Source organism: Nannocystis exedens, from assembly GCF_002343915.1.
GTDB classification, from domain to species: Bacteria; Myxococcota_A; Polyangia; order Nannocystales; family Nannocystaceae; genus Nannocystis; species Nannocystis exedens.
Window position 1 is genome coordinate 5,583,435 of the sequence record NZ_NETK01000001.1, and the last position, 16,645, is coordinate 5,600,079.

Below are 16,645 nucleotides of genomic sequence, written 5' to 3' on the forward strand. Positions count from 1 at the left end.
CACCGGCCGCGTCACCCTCTCGAATCACCCGCAGCAGCACCGGAGCACCATGGGCATCCTCAGCTTCATCAAGGGCCAGTTCATCGAGATCATCGAGTGGCTCGACAACACCAACTACACGCTGGTCTACCGCTTCCCCGATGACGACCACGAGATCAAGAACGGCGCCAAGCTGGTCTGCCGCGAGAACCAGGCCGCGATCCTGATCAACGAGGGTCAGCTCGCCGACGTGTTCGGCCCCGGCACGCACACGCTCAGCACGCAGAACCTGCCGATCTTGTCGCGCCTGAAGGGCTGGAAATACGGCTTCAACAGCCCGTTCAAGGTCGAGATCTACTTCGTCAACCTGCGCCAGTACGTCGACCAGAAGTGGGGCACGGCCAACCCGGTGCTGATCCGGGACCCCGAGTTCTCGGTCGGCGGCCGCCCCGGGCGCGTGCGGATCCGGGCGTTCGGCTCGTACAACTTCAAGATCTCCGACCCCGGCCTGTTCTTCAAGGAGATCGTCGGCACCCAGGGCCTGACGACCACCGACTCGATCGCCGAGTACCTAAAGCGCCAGCTCGTCAGCAAGTTCACCATCGCCGCCGGCAAGAGCGACCTCAGCGTCGCCGACATGGCCGCGCACTACAACGTGCTCGAGAACGCGGTCAAGGGCGACCTGGCCGAGGAGTTCGGCAAGCTGGGCCTTCTGCTGACCAGCTTCGTGATCGAGAACATCTCGCTGCCGCCGGAGATCGAGAAGGCGCTCGACGCCGCGGCGGCGCAGGCGGCCCGCGGGGTCGACAACACGATGGCGTGGGAGGGCCTCGGCGTGATGCGCGACGCGGCCCGCAACCCCGGCGCCGGCGGGGCTTCGTCCGCCGGCATGGGCATGGGCATGGGCATGGGCATGGGCCAGATGATGGCGCAGATGATGGGCGGCATGGCCGGCGCCATGAACCCGCAGCAGCAGTTCCATCCGCAGCAGCAGCAGTTCCAGCAGCAGCCGCAGCAGTTCCAGCAGCAGCAGCCGCCCGCCGACGACAACAGCCTCGAGGCCAAGCTGCGCAAGCTCAAGGCCGCGTTCGAGGCCGAGCTCCTCACCGAAGAGGAGTACAAGGCCAAGCGCGCCAAGCTGCTCGAGGCCTTCTGAGCGCCGCGGCTCCTCCAGGGCCTGCAGCGCGCGCCGCAGGCCCGCCCCCGCGGGTGTTCCTGGTCGGCACCGACACCGACTGCGGCAAGACGACCCTCGCGTGCGCGCTGCTCCGCGCGGCCGCGCACGCAGGGCTGCGCGCGCTGCCGTTCAAGCCGGCCGCCAGCGGCCCGTCGGGGCCGGCGGGAGACCCCGAGCGCCTCGCCGCGGCCAGCGACCTCGGCGTGGCGGCCAGCGAGATCTGCCCGCTGCGCTACGCCCCGCCGCTGGCCCCCGGGATCGTCGACGACGCTTCGGCCTTCGTCAGCGGCCCTCGGTTGGGATTTTTGAAAGACACGGCGCAAGAGACAGGGCCGATCGGGCATGTCCGAACGGTCATGGAGGCGCTCGAGGCGGCGCACCGGCCCGACGTGACGCTGGTCGAGGGGGCCGGCGGGTTGTGGGTGCCGATGCCCGGCGGGACCTGGTTGCCGGCGTGGATCGCCGGGCTGCGGGCCGCGCCGATCGTCGTCGGTCGCCTCGGCCTCGGCGGGGTCAACCACGCGCTCCTGACGATCTTCGCCCTCCGCGCGCTGGGCCTGCCGCCGCGCGGGTTCTTCCTGGTCGACACCCACGGCGGACCCGACGCGGCGCGCGCCCACAACCCGGCCGTGATCGCGGCCGCGAGCGGGCTGCCGTGCCTCGGCGTGATGCCGCACGCGGCAGCCGATGCGTCGTGGCTGGCGGCGGAGGCGTGGGCGACGATGACGGGCGCGGCGCCGGGCTCGCCTGGTCCTTGAGACACGTCAGTCGCGCGTCGTCTCGTGCCAATGAAATGGCTCCTGTCGCGCAGTCGAAGCTCGCGGTGGGCGGGCCGGAGCGGCTACCACTCGATCGATCCGCCAGGAGCTCGCCCGCTGGCGGGATTCGCATGGTACTGGAGACATGCTGTTCAGGACATGTCCTGAGCAGCATGTCCCGTATCAAAATTGCCCGCGGAGGATCAGGCTGCCGGGGCCGATGCCGAGCTGCTGGACGCCGCGGCGAGCGGCGCGCTTGTCCCCGGCGTCGGTCTTGGGCCGGGAGCTGACGAGGATGACGGTGCCGAGCGTGAGCAGGGCGGCGCCGGCGAGGGTGGCGGCGACGCCGTACCACTTGGTGTTGAAGAGGTACTTGCACTCTTTCTCGCCGGTGATGCCCGGGTTCATCACGTTCTCGCCCTCGCAGTCGAACGAGTAGTTGCGGCCGTCGATGGCGGTGAGGGCGACGCCGCCGCCGATGCCGAGGATGCCGATGGCGATCGAGGCGTAGCCCCAGCGCTTGCCGGGCAGGCGGCTCGGCAGCTTCTCCAGCGAGTACTGCAGCTCCTCGCCGACGCCCTCGACGAAGGTGACCTCGCGCTCGAGGGCGATGAAGCCCTCCTTGCTGATCCGGATGACGTGCTTGCCGGGGACGATCGGGCGGTTCAGCGGGGTGGTGCCGGCGATCTCGCCGTCGATGGTGACGAGGGCGCCGGGCGGGTCGGTCTGCAGCTTGAACGAGGCTGGCCCTTTGGCCAGGGCGTCGAGCTTGAGCCGCAAGGTGGCGGCGGCGGAGTCGATGAGGCCGCTGGCGTCGACGACGCCGCAGATCTCGCAACCATCCTGGGTGGCGGCGATCCGCTGGCCGTCGCTGCCGTTGAACAGGTCGACGTGGACGTTGTAGTCGCGGTCGCGCACGGTGACGGCGGCGCGGACGATGTAGGCGGCGCCGGTCTTGGTGGCGATCGACTTGTAGCAGACGGCGTTGTCGCAGCTGGCGGCGCCGTCGTCGGCGGCGACGACCTGGTCGGGCGTCAGCACGGTGAAGTTGCCGCGCTGCAGGCCGCTGAGGAGCGCCTGCGTGAGCGAGTTCTGGTCGGTCTCGCTGAGCGAACCCTCGACCACGAGCGGCAAGATCGCCAGCTTCGCGCCCTGCTGCTCGGCGCCCTCGCCAGGGGCCGCGAACGTCAGCACGGGCCGCGGGGCCGCTGCCGCGACTTCACCGATCCCCGAAGTGCTGAGGCACACACTGGCGGCCATCGCCACCGCAAGGCTCCGTCGCGCGAGGTCCATCTCTTCCCGAGGCTATCACGCTTGACCTTAGCCCCTCCACCATCCCACCCTGTGCAAGCCCCGGTGACCCCCCTCCGCACCGCTTTGCTCGCCGCGTCGCTCGCGTTCGCGCCCGCTTGCCCGCAAGGGCCCGCTGCCGACCCACCACCTCCGCAGCCCGCGCAGACCCCCGCACGCGCCCCGGAGCCGTGGCTGTACGGGCCGGCCCTGCGCGACAGCACTCCGGCCGGGCTCGCCGTGCGCCCGGTGTTCGAGCTCGCCGATGGTCGGCACGGGCAGGCGGAGATCGGCGTGGCCGTGGCGAGGCCGGGCGCGGCGCCGCGGCTCGAGGTGTGGGAATTCAGCCAGAACAACCCGCGCGAGCGGCTGGAGCGGGTCGGCGAGGCGCGCGAGCTGGTGGCCCTCGACGCGCCCCGCGAGGCCCGCGGCCAGCTCGACACGATACGCACCGCGATCGCCCGCCCCGGCAACGAGTTCGTCCGCGTGCGCGGCCTCGACGGCGAGCCGGAGGCGATCGTCGCCGAGCTGCAGCGCCTGGCGGCGACCGTGCGCGACGCGGCCGCGGGCCCGGAGCAGCGCGCCGAGGCCCTGGCCGACCTCACGCGCGCGCTCGACGATCACCTCCTGTTCACCGAGAACCGCCTGCCCGAGCTGCTGGCGGCCCTGGTCGGCGAGCTCGCGGTGGCCTCGCGCGAGGCCCTCGGCGAGCGCCGCGTCGCCGTGACGCTGCGCGAACCACCGCACCGCCTGACGTTCGCCCGCACCGGCGACCGCTGGGTCCTCAGCGAGCTGAAGCTCGCTGCGCCCGCGGACGCCGCGGCGAAGACCGCGCCCGGAGCCGCCGAGCGCTGATCTCAAGGACATGTCTTCGGAGACATGCGATCCTCGGATCCGCGCTGCTCCTCGTCGGACGCGCTCGGGCGCTCTTCCGCCTGGGAGCGCTGCCGGGGCTGTCGGCGAACCGTCGCTCGTCCTCGCTACGTGGACATGGCGCGAGGGACAGCTGATTTGCGCGCCCACGCCGCGCGCCTCGTCGCAGGCGTCCTCGCGTGAGGGACAGAGGAGGCGCGCTGCTCACTGCGCGCCGAGTCGTCGCTGCCCGGCGGGACATGTCGCGAAGGACATGTGATTGCCGGCCAGCGACGACCCCGGGGGTGGCACGCGCGCGGCCGGCTACTCCGCGTCGGGGTCGGCGGCGCCGGCGGCCGAGCCGTCGCCGACGGCGCCCTGGCGCATGTACTTCTCGACCGCGGCCTCGTGCTCGGCGATCGTCTTGGAGAACTGGTGGGTCTTGTCGTTGCGCGACACGAAGTACAAAAAGCGCGACTTCTTCGGCGCGAGCACGGCCTCGAACGCGGCCTTGCCGGCGTTGGTGATCGGCCCCGGCGGCAGGCCCTCGTGGGTGTACGTGTTGTACGGGTTGTCGGGGTCGCGCAGGTGGATCCGGCGGATCCGGCCCTCGAACTTCTCGCAGGCGGCCGACTTCTTCAGCGCCGCCGTGCAGCCGTAGATGATCGTCGGGTCGGTCTCGAGCCGCTTGGGCTGGAACGACGAGAAGCGCAGGCGGTTGAGGAACACGCCGGCGATGAGCGGCCGCTCGTGCTTGGCGGCGGTCTCCTTCTCGACCAGCGAGGCCATGATCACGATCTCGCGGTCGCCCCAACCGAGCGTCTTCTTCAGCTCCTCGAGCGACTCGCGGTGGCTGCGCTTGAGGTTGTCGAACACCTTGCGGTGCTGCTCGACCATGCGGCGGATCAGCTGGTCCGGCGTGGCCGCGGTCGGGAACTTGTAGGTGTCGGGGTAGAGGTAGCCCTCGACGCTCTCGCCCTCGATCCCGAGCTCCTTGAGCAGGGCGGGATCGCGCATGGCGGCGAGGATCACCGAGGCGTCGCCGTAGCCGGCGACCGCGAGGATGTCGGCGACCTCGAGGATGTTGCGGCCCTCGGGGATCGTCACCCGCGTCTCTTCGGTGCGCTGGGCCCGGACGAGCTCGGCGAGGACCTGCTCCGGCGTCATGTCGGCGCGGAAGGTGTGCGCCCCGGCGGTGATCTTGCCGGCCGCGCCGCGGTGGAGCACGAACAGCTTGAAGTAGAGGCCCTCGTCCTCGGGGATCACCCCGGCCTCGATCAGCTGCGTCAGCACCTGCGGGAAGCTGGCCCCCTTCGCCACCTCGATGGCGATCGGCTCGGCGCTGCCGACCCCCGGCCGGTCGGGGTAGTCGATCACCCGCTGGTACGTGCGCGACAGCCACACGCCGCCGACCACCAGCGTGACCGCCACCACCGTCAGGGCCACGTACTGCGCCCAGCGCGAGCGCCGCGGTCGCCACCACGGCAGGCGCTGGCGCTTGCTCCCCGCGCTCGAGGCCTGCGTCATGTGCCTGTCTCTCCGGACATGTCCTTACGGCGCTGGCCGTCGAGCCAGCCTTGGAGGATGAACTGGGCCGCGGCGGCGTCGATGACCTGCTTGCGGCGCGCGCGCGACACGTCGGCCTGCAGCAGCGCCCGCTCGGCGCCGGCGGTGCTGAAGCGCTCGTCCCAGGTGCAGGCGCGGGGCGAGCCCGGGAGCGCCGCCAGGGCCGGCTCGAGGGCGGCGAGGAAGCGCTGGACCTGGCGGGCGCGGTGGCCGACGGAGCCGTCGAGCTCGAGCGGGAGGCCGACGACGACGTCGCTGGCGCCGAGGTCGCGGGCGAGCGCGGCCACGGCCGCGGCATCTTCGGCGTGACCGCGGCGCGTGAGGACCTGGCGCGGACTGGCGATCGTGCCGCTCGGGTCGGACACGGCGACGCCGATCGTCTTGCTGCCGACGTCGAGGCCGAGGGCGCGCATGCCCGGGGTTTTTAGCACAGGGGGGCCTGCCCCGGGCAATTTCGCGAGCTTCGGACCGATCTTGCGCGGGCTCACCGCACACTCGGGGGAGGCCGGTCTTGCGCGCGCCGGGCCGGGGGGTCGATGCTCCGCCGCATGCTCGATCAGGTCCCCCACGCGCCGCAGAAGCTGCCTGTCGTCGGTCACATGGCCGCCCTCATGGCCGGAGCGCCGTGGGACGTGACCGAGCGCTGGCTGCGAGAGCGCGGGCCCACCGTGCGGCTGCAGATCCCCGGCGCCAGCTACCTCGTGACCTCGGACCCCGAGTTCATCCGCCACGTGATCGTCGGCGCCGCCGACAACTACGTCAAGGATCTGCGCGCCATGGGCGCCTTCCTCGACATCCTCGGACATGGCCTTTTGACCAGCGACGGCGAGCTGTGGAAGAAGCAGCGGGCGGTGCTGGCGCGGGCGTTCCGCATCGAGGCGCTGCGCAACGTCGCCGAGGCGTCGATCCGCGCGGTCGACCGGCTCGCGGCGGTGCTCGACGCGCACGCGCGCAGCGGCAGGCCGGTCGACATCGGCGCGCAGATGCGGCGGCTGACGCTGCAGGTGATCGCGGAGGCGACGCTGCAGATGCCGCCGCACCAGAGCGACGACGTGCTGCCGCGGCTCTACGAGCCGCTGGTGGAGGAGGCCAACAAGCGGGTGTGGCTGCCGTTCCGCGGCTACTTGCCGACGCCGTCGAAGTTCCGCTACGACCGCTCGCTGGCCCAGCTCGATGCGTTCCTGCTCGAGAAGATCCGCGCGCGGCTGCAGGCCCGCCGCGCCGACCCGCAGGCGCGCCCGGCCGACATGCTCGACATGCTGCTCATCAGCCTCGAGGACCGCGGCTGGACCGACGACAGCGAGCGCCTCGTCAGCGACGAGCTCAAGACCATGCTGTTCGCCGGCCACGACACCTCGAGCGCGATGCTGACGTGGACGCTGCACGCGCTGACGCAGCAGCCGGCCGAGCTCGAGCGCCTGCGGGCCGACGCCGCCTCCGTGTGGAAGGGCGAGGGCATGCCCGACTACGAGCAGCTCAAGCGGCTCGACTTCGCCGGCGCGTGCCTCAAGGAGGCGCTGCGCCTGTACAACATCGTGCCGATCGTCGTGCGCGAGGCGGTCGTCGACGACCGCTTCGGCGAGCTCGTCATCCCGCGCGGCACGAAGGTGATGGTCCACATGCAGGCGCTGCACAAGGACCCGCGCCACTGGCCCGAGCCCGAGGCGTTCCGCCCCGACCGCTTCCTCGGCGACGAGCCGGTCGGCCACCGCTGGCTGCCCTTCATCACCGGCCCCCGCAGCTGCGTCGGCCAGCACTTCTCGCTGCTCGAGGCGAAGATCGTGCTGTCGCGCCTGGCGCTGCGCTACGAGTTCTCGCCGGTCCCCGAGAACAGCGACGCCCGCCACCGCTTCAACGTCCCGGTCGGCCCGGCCGCGAGCATCCGCATGCACGTGCGGCCGCGCGCCTAGCTGTCCCTTCAGACAGCCTTTGAAACGGGCTGTCTTCGCGGACATGTGATTCGGCGCGCCCGCTGTCGTCGTCGGGGCAGCCGCCATGACACTCGCTACGCCGTCGGCTCGGCCGCGGGCAGCGAGCTGAAGTGCGTGCAGGACGAGCTGACGGCGGCCTTCGTCGAGGCCGAGGGGCGGCTCGACAGCCTGGTGCTGGCGCTGGTCGGCACGCGGTTCTTCCGCGAGCGCGGCGGGGCGCCGAGCTCGGGCGAGGATCCGACGACGGGCGGCGACCCGACGACGGGCGGCGACCCGACGACCGGCGACGAGACGACCACGAGCGGCGGCACGACCACCGGCGAGCCGGGGCCGGGGCCGATGACGTCGCCGGGCATCGACGTGCAGATCGTTCAGGACTCGAAGTGGGAGCAGGGCGAGCGCAACTCGGTCACGGTCAGCAACACGACCGACGCGCCGATCGCCTGGCAGGTCGTGCTCGCCATGCAGGGCGCGATCCAGAACGCGTGGAACGCCAAGTACACGCAGGACGCGATGCACTTCGTGTGGACGGCGAGCCCTACAACGCCGAGGTCGCGGCCCAGGGGACCACGAACTTCGGCTTCTGCCTCCTCTACTGAGGTCGAGGTTCAGCGATCGACCGGGCGATCGAGTCCTCGCTGTAGCGCGGCGACGGCACCAGCGTCGGCATCACGTGTCTCCCAGCAGCGGCCCCAGCACCAGCGCCCCGAACAGCGCAGTCGCCACCGCCCACAGGTAGCGCAGCACCCACCCGCCCGTTCGGACATGCTCTCCGGGACAGGCGACCAGGCGCGGCGCGACCACGAAGAACACGTAGACCACCGGCAGCGAGACCAGGAACACGAAGCCCAGCGAGAACAGCCGCTCGCCGGTCGAGACGGGCGGCCCGATCCACGCCTTCGGCGCCGCCATCGCCTCCATCATCCCCCAGAACATCTCCGCCAAGACCATCATGAACGGCCACGACAGCCCGCGTCGCAGCCACCGCGGCGCCTGCACCCACGCCGCGCCGCGCGTCCGCTGGTGCTGGATCGCCGCCAGCGCGCCGAGCACCAGCACCACCGCCGTGTGCACCTGCCGAACCTCGATCGCCGCGCCGACCTGCTTGAGCCCGGCGTCGATCATGATCGCGCAGATCCCCAGGCTCATCAGCAGCACCGTCCCGCGCCGCGGCCCTCCCCCGCGCTCGCTGGTCAGCGCCGAGGCCCAGAAGCCAGCCGCCGCCAGCACCAGGAACCAGCTGACCCGCCCGCCCTCGAGGAACAGCCCGCCGCTGGCCGGCCGCAGCAGCGCCAGCCAGCCGGCCCACAGCAGGTCCTCGCCCGAGAGCACGCCGCCGAGTCGCTTCACCCGCCGACGCTCGCACGTCCCCCGCGCGCCGACAAGCGCCGCGGCGCTCAACCTCGCACATGTTTCTTCGAACATGTCTTTTCGGACCTATCATCTCGTGCCCGCCAGGAACGCGGTCAGCCCCGGCGTGGCATGAGCGCCGGTGCGATCGATGCGGGGAGTGTGGGCGATCGACGGGATCCGCCACTTCCGCTGGGCGTGGCGACCGCGAGCACGCTGTCGAGGGGGTCGAGCTCGTGCTGCAGGAGCTCGGACGCGGTGCTGGAGGATCACGCGTCCGCGGGCCGTGCCGGCTGATCGATGCGGCCGGCTCGGCGGCGATAAGGGCGGCGGAGGCCCGCTACTCACTGCCCGAGGCGAGCGGGGCGCCGCGCCGATTTGTCGGTCCGCGGCAATCGCGTGTGCCTCGACCGCTTCCTCTACTCTCCGTCGCCTGGCGGAGACCTGCGGGCGCTTCCGAGCCGAGGCCGCGTCGTGGGCTCGACGATCGACGCGAAAAAAATCGTGTCACGCGGCGTGGGGGCTGCCTCGTCATGCCGGCGAACCAGGAGAACTCGCATGACCCCGCATCTCGTCGTCATCGGGACCGGCTACGCCGGCCTGCTCGCGGCCCTGCGCGCCGCGCGGATCGCCCGCGGTCGCGTGGCCGTCACCCTCGTCGGCGCCAGCGACCAGCTCGTCGAGCGCGTCCGCCTCCACGAGCAGGCGGCGACCGGCCGCAGCGTCGCCCACCCGGTGGCAGAGCTGATCGCCGGCACCGCGGTCCGCTTCGTCCACGCGCGCGCGCTCGAAGTCGCGCCCCGTCGACTCGTCACCGACGCCGGCGTGCTCGAATTCGACCGCGCCATCGTCTGCACCGGCGGCTCGGTCGACCTCGACCTCGTGCCGGGCGCGCGCGAGCACGCGTTTGCCATCGACGGCGACCGCGTCGCCCGCCTGTTCAGCGAGGCGCGGCGCATTGCCGCGCGCGGCGGCCGGGTTGCCGTGTGCGGCGGCGGCCTCACCGGCGTCGAGATCGCCACGGAATTGGCCGAGGCGCTGCCAGGGCTGCGGGTCGAGCTGGTGTCGGCGAGCGAGATCGTGCCGGGGCTCGGCGGCAAGGCGCGCGAACACGCGCGGGCGGTCCTGAAGCGCCTTGGGGTGGCGGTGCGGGAGGGCGTGCGGGTGACGGCCGTGGCGGCCGACCACCTCGACAGCGAGGCCGGGCCGATCGGCTTCGACCTGTGCGCCTGGGCGGCCGGCTTCCGCGCGATGCCCCTGCTCGCCGGACTCGGCCTGCCGATGGCGGCCGACGGGCGGGTGATCGTCGACGCCTACCTCCACGCCCGGCCGGACCTGCTGGTCGCCGGGGACGCCGCGGCCTTCGCGTCGGCCGGCGGTGGCTGGCTGGGGGCCGGCTGCAAGACGGCGATGCCGATGGCGGCGCACGCGGCCGACACGGCGGTGGCCGAGCTGACCGGCGGCGCGGTGCGCGAGTTCAGCTACGGCGACCTGGGCTACTGCGTGAGCCTGGGCCGGCGGGATGGCATCCTGCAGTTCATGGACGCGGCCGGGCAGCCACGCGAGCGGATTCTGAAGGGGCGCGTGGCGGCCTGGATCAAGGAGCAGGTGTGCCGCTACACGCTGCTGGCGCTGCGGGCCGAGCAGCGGCAACTGCTGGCCTATCGCTGGCAGCGCAGGCCGGCGCGGCCGCTGGTGGCGGTGGAGGCGGCGCAATGAGTCCGGACGAGGCGGCGACGCTGTTCGGGGCCCACCGCTCGCGGCTGTTCGGGCTGGCGTACCGCATGCTCGGCAGCGCGGCCGAGGCCGAGGACGTGTTGCAGGAGGCGCACGTGCGCTGGCAGGCGGCCGACCACGCGACGATCGAGGCGCCCGGCGGGTGGCTGACGACGGTCGTCTCGCGGCTCTGCCTCGACCAACTGAAGTCGGCCCGCTCGCGGCGCGAGGCCTACGTCGGCACCTGGCTGCCCGAGCCGCTGCCGACCGAGCGGCTCGAGACGGCGCCGGATCTCGAGTCGATCTCGCTCGCCTTCCTCGTGCTGCTCGAGGCCCTGAGCCCGCTCGAGCGGGCGGTGTTCGTCCTGCGCGAGGTGTTCGACTACGACTTCGCCGAGATCGCGGCGATCATCGGCCGCGAGGAGGCGGCGTGCCGGCAGCTGGCCCACCGCGCGCGCGAGCACGTGCGCGCGAAGCGGCCGCGGTTCGCCCGCTCGCGCGAGCAGCACGAGCAGCTGCTGGGGGCCTTCCTCGGGGCGATCGCCCAGGGCGACCTCGACGGGCTGCAGCAGCTGCTCGCGGACGACGTGATCGCGTGGTCCGACAGCGGCGGGCGCGCCCGGGCGGCTCGCAACCCGGTGTTCGGCCCCGACCGCGTGGCCCGCCTGCTGATCGGGACGGCGAAGAAGGGCGGCGCTCACGGCACGCTCTCGCTGGTCGAGATCAACGGCTGGCCGGCCGCCGTGCTGTGGGACCACGGCGTGGCCGTGGCGGCGATGTCGATCGAGACCGACGACGAGAAGATCCACTCGCTGCACATCATGGTCAATCCCGACAAGCTGGCGGCGCTGCACTGAGGTGCTCGATCGGGCATGCCCTGGGAGACATGCGCCGAGGGCAATGTCCTGAGGGGCATGCGCTTGCAGGCAGGTCGATCGGGGCCTGTCAGGAGCGTGCCAGCGCGACGGCGAGGGCCCGGCGGCCGAGGGCCTCGAAGGCCGGGTCGGCGTGGCGCTCGGCCCAGGCCAGGGTCGCGACCGCGTGGAGCGCCAGGAGGACGTCGAGGCGCGCGGTCGCGTCGGGCGTCAGCGGGCCGTAACCGGCGAGGAAGGCCTCGGCGAGGTCGGGGCGGTCCGGCCAGACGTCGGCGTGGAGCTTGACGAGGTCGGCCTCGGGGGCGTCGAGGCGGGCGTGCTCGAAGTCGAGGACGTGGAGGCCGTCGGCGGCGAGCAGCCAGTTGTCGGGGGTGAAGTCGCGGTGGCAGGGCACACGGCGCGCGCCGGCGAAGGCGTCGCGGCGGGCGGCCAGGCGCTGCAGGGCGTCGCGCTCGGCCGGGGTCAGCAGGTCGCGGGCGCGGGCGTGCCACTCGTCCTGGCGGGCGGCGACGGCGTCGACGAGCGGCAGGGGGTCGTCGTCGGCGACCGGGAGCTCGTGGAGGGCGCGGAGGAACCGGCCGGCGGCCGCGTGGGCGGCGGGGACGAGCGCGGGGTCATGGGTCCCGAGAGACAGCCGCTCGCCGGGCGCGGCGGTCAGCGCGAGGGTGCGGGTGGGCGGGTCGCAGGCGAGCAGCGCCGGGACGTCGAGGCGAAGGGGACCGACCTCCAGGGGGGCTCGCGCCAGCGCCGGCAGCCACTCGCGATAGGCGCGCAGCTCCTGAGAAAACGGGCGCGGGTGGCGATGCTGCTTGAGGACCAGCGCGCCTGCGGGTGCGGTGACACGCCAGATCGCGGCGCCCTGTGGATGACTTTGAAGACATGTCCAGAAGAGCATGCTCTCCGGGACATCTTCCAAGACCCGCGAGGCCAGCGCGCGCAGCTCGGGGGTCACGCGGGTCACCGGCGGAGGCTGGCCAGGCTGACGCGGCTCGCGCCGCGGGTGAACAGCCACAGGCCGAGGACCAGCACCAGCACCGAGAACAGGCCGCAGACGGCGCCCCACAGCAGGTAGGAGCCGCCGAGCGCCGCGGCGATGTGGGCCGAGTCGGACGGCATGACGCCGGCGGAGGTTTGGGCGCTGGCGGTGAACAGGTAGTCGGCGCGGGAGAACACGCTGAGGGCCAGCTGGACGGCGAGGAAGACCAGCGCGGTCTGGGCCACCGGGGCGCGGGCGCGGACGGCCAGCGCCAGCAGCGCGGCGCCGACGCCGCCGATGTACCAGAAGCCGAACGGGTTCTCGACGACGAGGACGACGGCCGCGAGGAAGCCGAGGCCGAGCAGGCCGAGCACGAGGCGGGCCAGCCGGGCGCGGCGGGCCAGGGCGAAGCAGGCGCCGGCGACCACGGCCGGACCGATCAGCCCGCCGGCGGCGACGATGGCCTGAAGGACATGTCCCTCGGGACCGGAATGAACGGCCATGCCCGAGCCGTCAGGCCACAGGTAGAACGCCTGGAACGAGCCGCCGGTGGCCAGCGCCGCCAGGCCGTGGCCGAGCTCGTGGGCCAGGGTCGACAGCAGCAGCAGCGGGTAGATCAGCAGGCCGCCGAAGGGGATGAGATAGAGCAGGAGGGTGAGCGCGGCGCTGGCGACGAGCGCGCCGCGGGCCCGCCGGGTGACCTGGGCCTGGTCGTGAGCTCTGGCGAAGGCGCGCGCTGCGGAGGACATCGCATCGCAGCGTAGCATGGCGAACCCGGCGCGCTCGCGGCCCCGGCCGGCGCGACCGAACGGGCGGGGCGCGGGGAGCGGTGAAACTCGCGGCGGCGCCGCGGGGTCGCGGGCGAACTCGGCGGCGCGCAGAGGCTGGAGCGCGGGGTTGCATGCGGGCCGGCGGGACGACGGCGCCGATCGACTCGAACGCAGGCCGCGAGGCGCACGGGATCGCGGCGCTCAGCCGTAGGCTTCTTCGGCGCGCACCGACTCGAGCACGATCGCGTCGCCGAGCAGGGCGCTCTTGTAAAGCGTGTGCGCGAGCATCTGCGGGCACTCGCGGACGATCACGCGGCCGTGGGCCGCGGCCGCGCGCAGGCGCTCGACCCACGCGAGCACGACCTCGGGCGCGTCGGCGTCGACCTCGGAGAGGTCGAACACCTGCGGCGCGCCCGTCACCGCGGCGGCACCCCGAAGCGCTGCAGGAGCTCGCTGATCGGCCGGTCCATCACGTCCCAGAAGTCGTGGCGGCGCGAGAAGTCCTCGGTGGTCGCGCGCCCGCGCTCCTGGGCCGCGAGGATCCGCGCCGGATCGAAGCTGAGGCCGTTCCCGTCGCCGACCCGGGCGCCGACGGCGTGCTGCAGCAGCACCAGGAACAGCGCGCTCGACGGCTCCTCGCCGCGCAGGCCGGCGATGAAGGCCAGCGTCTCGAGCTCGCCCTGGAGGTCGCCCTCGTAGCCGGCCAAAATGTGGGTGATGTCGTGGTGGACCAGGGCCTCGGGCACGCCGCCCTGCTCGCCGGCGAACGCGAACTGCCGCTCGCGGTAGTACCGCCACAGCTCGCGCCCGAGCGTGCCCTCCGGCAGCAGGCCGATCCGGCGGTAGCGCCAGGCGAGCTCGCTGTTCTCGCGGGTCTTGGGCAGGGCGAGCAGGTCCTCCGTGAAGAAGTTGAGCACGCCTTGCCAGCCCTGGGCCGCGTAGAGGGTGCCGGCCTGCGGCGAGCCGAGGCGGCGCTGCAGCTCGTACTGGGTGCGCTGGCGGTGCTGCTGCACGAGGACGTGGAACACCTGCATGGCGCTCTCCTCGACCTCGAGCGCCGAGCGGAACGCCGACAGCACGCGCCACTCCTCGGGCGAGATCTGGCCGTCGACGATGCCCATCACGAGGCAGGCCTTGAGGGCCATCAGTCGCCGCTCGGGATCGACGAGCGCGCCGGCCAGCTCCTCGGGCGTGATGGTCGTCACCGCGTCGGGGCCGGCGTCGACGCCGAGCAGCTCGGCCGAGGCGGACAGCAACGACTGCTCCTTGACCGCGAAGGTGCCGTCGGCCATCGCCACGGTCTTCAAAGCCCGGAGAACGGCATTCGCCTCGTCGGTCGTGAACGGGAACAGCGCGGCCATGGCGGGGCCCACGCTACCAGGCCGGCCCGGCAGCGAAAACCCTGGCGGGCCGTCGACCCACGAGAGGTCGGTCGCTCGTCGCGCGGCGACGACGGCCGATGAACGCGAGCTCACGGATGGTCTGCCGGGTCGTGCAGCGGGCCAGGCGCCGCCGCTTCGGTGTTTCCGCAGCGTCACTCGTCTCGCGGGCCCGGCGAGGACGCGCCGATCAGGGCCGCTGGCCGGGCCGAGCGGGCGGCTGTCCGGAGTGCGTCACGCGGCGCACGCCGCGTTGTCCCCGCGGACCCGAAGCGTCGCCACGGGCACGCTGCACCGGTGTGGAGGGTCGAGTCGGTCACGGGCGACCGCATCGCGCGATTGCGTACGTGTGAGGCACCTGGGTCGCGACGCCGGATCGGCGTCGGCGCGCCGGAATTGCGGCGCCCGGCCTCGACGTGCCGCTGATGCCGTCACGCTGCAAGCCGGTGATGACGGAGCGTTGGACGCCGTGTGCGGTGGGGCGGGCCGGGATCGGGTTCCGCGCCCTCGCCGAGCGACGACGCCGAGACTGGCCGGCCCTGCTCGTGCGCGTCGCGGCGCTCGCGGTGGTCGACGTACTGCCTGCTGCTGCCCGCGGAGCGAGGGCCGCCGGCGTTGCTGCTCGCGTGCGGCGCCCTCGCCGAGCGGTCCAGCTGGTGCGGGTCGTGGCGCTGGCGGGGCTGCTGGCATTGTGCTCAAGTGAAGCTCGAGGCCCGAAGGCCATGCACCTCATCGCCTGGTCGATCCCCGTCTTCGTCGCCTTCATCGTCCTCGAGTACTGGCTCGCGCGGCGGGCCCGGCGCGATGTCTATCGCCTCTCGGTGTCGGTCTCGGACGTCGGCTGCGGCGTGGTCCAGCAGCTGTTCGGCGTGCTGACCTCGGCCGCGTTCGTGGCGATCTACTTCCTCGTCTACGAGTTTCGCCTGTTCGACCTCGACCCGCGCGCCGCGACGACGTGGCTCGTGGCGATGATCGGGGTCGACTTCGTCTACTACTGGTGGCACCGCGCCAGCCACGAGGTGGGCCTCTTGTGGGCGACGCACGTGGTGCATCACCACAGCGAGGATTACAACCTCGCGGTCGCGCTGCGCCAGGGCATCTTCACCGCCGGCGTGCTGATCGTGTTCGGGCTGCCGCTGGCGCTGTTCGGGGTGCCGCCGCTGGTGTTCGGGGTCAGCAAGGCGATCAATGCGCTGTATCAGTTCTGGATCCACACCGAGCTGATCGGCGACCTCGGCCCGGCCGAGGCGGTGCTCAACACGCCGCGGCACCACCGCGTCCACCACGCCGTCAACCCGCGCTACCTCGACAAGAATTACGGCGGGATCTCGATCGTCTGGGACCGGCTGTTCGGGACGTTCGCGCGGCTCGACGAGGCGCCGGTGTACGGCACCACCAGGCGGCTGGGCAGCCTCAACCCGCTGTGGGCGCAGTTCGAGCACTTCGCCGAGCTGGCCCGGCGGGCCCGGGCCGAGCGGGGGCTCGGGCGCAAGCTGCGGGTGCTGCTGGCGCATCCGGGCTGGACGCCGCGCGGGCCGGCCGCGCCGCTGACCGAGGCCGAGCTGGCGGCGCGGGCCGCCGGGCGCTTCCACGTGCCTGTCTCTTCGGCCATGGCGCTCTACGTCCTGCTGCAGGCGGTCGGCATCGTCGCCGCGGCGATGGCCGTGCTGATCGCCGCCGGCTCGTGGCCGACCTGGCTGGCCGCGCTGGCCTGCGCCGCGGTGATCGCCGGCGCGGTCGCCCTCGCCGGGCTGGTCGAGCGCCGGCGCTGGGCCGTGCCGCTCGAGGTCGGGCGCCTGGCGACGACCGTGGTGGTGGCCGGTCTGGTGCTCGCGCGCGGGTGAGCGGGACGCGAGACGTGGGCTCCGACCGACCGGCACGCCTCGCGGGGCTGGTCGCCGCCGGCGCTGGCCGTGCCGCTCGCGGTCGGGCGTCTCGGCGGGGTCGGGCCGAGGTCGGGTGGGAGCTCGACGGGAGCTGACCTTCGGAACATGCTTCATTGAGCATGCGGTGGAGGACATGCCCC

16 protein-coding genes and 1 pseudogene are annotated in these 16,645 nt (G+C 72.8%); 8 read left to right on the forward strand and 9 right to left on the reverse strand.

The genetic code is table 11. From position 1 onward, the window contains the following. Nucleotides 1–49: 49 nt before the first annotated feature. Together NAEX_RS22005 and bioD are read left to right on the forward strand one after the other, a co-directional pair. On the forward strand, nt 50–1,135 hold the full coding sequence (locus NAEX_RS22005) for an SPFH domain-containing protein (protein WP_096329440.1): 1,086 nt from the start codon (nt 50–52) through the stop codon (nt 1,133–1,135). Nucleotides 1,136–1,188: 53 nt separating this feature from the next. Next, on the forward strand, nt 1,189–1,914 hold the full coding sequence (gene bioD / locus NAEX_RS22010; protein WP_170135900.1) for an ATP-dependent dethiobiotin synthetase BioD: 726 nt from the start codon (nt 1,189–1,191) through the stop codon (nt 1,912–1,914). Nucleotides 1,915–2,097: 183 nt separating this feature from the next. On the opposite strand, the gene NAEX_RS22015 is transcribed toward bioD, so the two are convergent. Further along, complete coding sequence (locus tag NAEX_RS22015) at nt 2,098–3,174, reverse strand: PEGA domain-containing protein (RefSeq protein WP_170135901.1); 1,077 nt, start codon at nt 3,172–3,174, stop codon at nt 2,098–2,100. Nucleotides 3,175–3,270: 96 nt separating this feature from the next. Here NAEX_RS22015 and NAEX_RS22020 point away from each other — a divergent pair, with 96 nt between their 5' ends. Next, a complete protein-coding gene (locus NAEX_RS22020) occupies nt 3,271–4,059 on the forward strand; it encodes a hypothetical protein (RefSeq protein WP_143140225.1) in 789 nt (262 codons plus the stop codon). 321 nt (nt 4,060–4,380) lie between these two features. Here the strand turns inward: NAEX_RS22020 and mltG are convergent, their stop codons facing one another. Beyond that, nucleotides 4,381–5,583 (reverse strand): endolytic transglycosylase MltG, encoded by a 1,203-nt coding sequence (gene mltG, locus NAEX_RS22025; RefSeq protein WP_096329443.1) that lies wholly within the window; start codon nt 5,581–5,583, stop codon nt 4,381–4,383. Further along, nucleotides 5,580–6,035, reverse strand: a complete 456-nt coding sequence (gene ruvX / locus NAEX_RS22030) for a Holliday junction resolvase RuvX (RefSeq protein ID WP_096329444.1) — start codon at nt 6,033–6,035, stop codon at nt 5,580–5,582. Before ruvX ends, mltG begins: the two co-directional genes overlap by 4 nt. Before the next feature lie 135 nt (nt 6,036–6,170). On the opposite strand from ruvX, the gene NAEX_RS22035 reads away from it, so the two are divergent. Beyond that, nucleotides 6,171–7,532 (forward strand): cytochrome P450, encoded by a 1,362-nt coding sequence (locus tag NAEX_RS22035; RefSeq protein WP_170135902.1) that lies wholly within the window; start codon nt 6,171–6,173, stop codon nt 7,530–7,532. 95 nt (nt 7,533–7,627) lie between these two features. Here NAEX_RS22035 and NAEX_RS53035 read toward each other — a convergent pair whose 3' ends face one another. After that, nucleotides 7,628–7,909 (reverse strand): hypothetical protein, encoded by a 282-nt coding sequence (locus NAEX_RS53035; RefSeq protein ID WP_096329446.1) that lies wholly within the window; start codon nt 7,907–7,909, stop codon nt 7,628–7,630. On the opposite strand from NAEX_RS53035, the pseudogene NAEX_RS54605 reads away from it, so the two are divergent. Further along, nucleotides 7,893–8,018, forward strand: a pseudogene (locus tag NAEX_RS54605) (hypothetical protein); the annotation flags it as partial. The gene NAEX_RS53035 and the pseudogene NAEX_RS54605 overlap by 17 nt on opposite strands. A 204-nt stretch (nt 8,019–8,222) precedes the next feature. Here NAEX_RS54605 and NAEX_RS53040 read toward each other — a convergent pair. Next, on the reverse strand, nt 8,223–8,903 hold the full coding sequence (locus NAEX_RS53040; RefSeq protein ID WP_096329447.1) for a hypothetical protein: 681 nt from the start codon (nt 8,901–8,903) through the stop codon (nt 8,223–8,225). Nucleotides 8,904–9,461: 558 nt separating this feature from the next. Here NAEX_RS53040 and NAEX_RS22055 point away from each other — a divergent pair. Together NAEX_RS22055 and NAEX_RS22060 are read left to right on the forward strand one after the other, a co-directional pair. Continuing rightward, entirely contained in the window at nt 9,462–10,622 is a 1,161-nt protein-coding gene (locus tag NAEX_RS22055) for an NAD(P)/FAD-dependent oxidoreductase (protein ID WP_096329448.1), read from the forward strand. Next, on the forward strand, nt 10,619–11,476 hold the full coding sequence (locus tag NAEX_RS22060) for a sigma-70 family RNA polymerase sigma factor (RefSeq protein WP_096329449.1): 858 nt from the start codon (nt 10,619–10,621) through the stop codon (nt 11,474–11,476). Before NAEX_RS22055 ends, NAEX_RS22060 begins: the two co-directional genes overlap by 4 nt. 88 nt (nt 11,477–11,564) lie before the next feature. On the opposite strand, the gene NAEX_RS22065 is transcribed toward NAEX_RS22060, so the two are convergent. The 4 genes from NAEX_RS22065 to NAEX_RS22080 all read right to left on the reverse strand — a co-directional run bounded on the left by NAEX_RS22065 (nt 11,565) and on the right by NAEX_RS22080 (nt 14,601). Then, entirely contained in the window at nt 11,565–12,455 is an 891-nt protein-coding gene (locus NAEX_RS22065; protein WP_096329450.1) for a phosphotransferase enzyme family protein, read from the reverse strand. Next, nucleotides 12,452–13,219, reverse strand: a complete 768-nt coding sequence (locus NAEX_RS22070; protein WP_170135903.1) for a M50 family metallopeptidase — start codon at nt 13,217–13,219, stop codon at nt 12,452–12,454. Before NAEX_RS22070 ends, NAEX_RS22065 begins: the two co-directional genes overlap by 4 nt. A gap of 222 nt (nt 13,220–13,441) precedes the next feature. Then, a complete protein-coding gene (locus NAEX_RS22075) occupies nt 13,442–13,660 on the reverse strand; it encodes a hypothetical protein (RefSeq protein WP_096329452.1) in 219 nt (72 codons plus the stop codon). Beyond that, entirely contained in the window at nt 13,657–14,601 is a 945-nt protein-coding gene (locus tag NAEX_RS22080) for a TerB family tellurite resistance protein (protein WP_096329453.1), read from the reverse strand. Before NAEX_RS22080 ends, NAEX_RS22075 begins: the two co-directional genes overlap by 4 nt. Nucleotides 14,602–15,341: 740 nt before the next feature. On the opposite strand from NAEX_RS22080, the gene NAEX_RS22085 reads away from it, so the two are divergent. Next, complete coding sequence (locus tag NAEX_RS22085; protein ID WP_170135904.1) at nt 15,342–16,463, forward strand: sterol desaturase family protein; 1,122 nt, start codon at nt 15,342–15,344, stop codon at nt 16,461–16,463. Nucleotides 16,464–16,645 lie beyond the last annotated feature (182 nt).

Excerpts from the sequence above, each read along its gene's own strand:
- NAEX_RS22005 (WP_096329440.1), top strand. The coding sequence starts at position 50 with ATGGGCATCCTCAGCTTCATCAAGGGCCAGTTCATCGAGATCATCGAG.
- NAEX_RS22055 (WP_096329448.1), top strand. The coding sequence starts at position 9,462 with ATGACCCCGCATCTCGTCGTCATCGGGACCGGCTACGCCGGCCTGCTC.
- NAEX_RS53035 (WP_096329446.1), bottom strand. The coding sequence starts at position 7,909 with ATGCCCGGCGACGTCATCGGCCCCGGCCCCGGCTCGCCGGTGGTCGTG.
- NAEX_RS22015 (WP_170135901.1), bottom strand. The coding sequence starts at position 3,174 with ATGGCCGCCAGTGTGTGCCTCAGCACTTCGGGGATCGGTGAAGTCGCG.
- NAEX_RS22070 (WP_170135903.1), bottom strand. The coding sequence starts at position 13,219 with ATGTCCTCCGCAGCGCGCGCCTTCGCCAGAGCTCACGACCAGGCCCAG.
- NAEX_RS22035 (WP_170135902.1), top strand. The coding sequence starts at position 6,171 with ATGCTCGATCAGGTCCCCCACGCGCCGCAGAAGCTGCCTGTCGTCGGT.
- NAEX_RS22080 (WP_096329453.1), bottom strand. The coding sequence starts at position 14,601 with ATGGCCGCGCTGTTCCCGTTCACGACCGACGAGGCGAATGCCGTTCTC.
- NAEX_RS22060 (WP_096329449.1), top strand. The coding sequence starts at position 10,619 with ATGAGTCCGGACGAGGCGGCGACGCTGTTCGGGGCCCACCGCTCGCGG.
- NAEX_RS22085 (WP_170135904.1), top strand. The coding sequence starts at position 15,342 with ATGCACCTCATCGCCTGGTCGATCCCCGTCTTCGTCGCCTTCATCGTC.
- mltG (WP_096329443.1), bottom strand. The coding sequence starts at position 5,583 with ATGACGCAGGCCTCGAGCGCGGGGAGCAAGCGCCAGCGCCTGCCGTGG.
- ruvX (WP_096329444.1), bottom strand. The coding sequence starts at position 6,035 with ATGCGCGCCCTCGGCCTCGACGTCGGCAGCAAGACGATCGGCGTCGCC.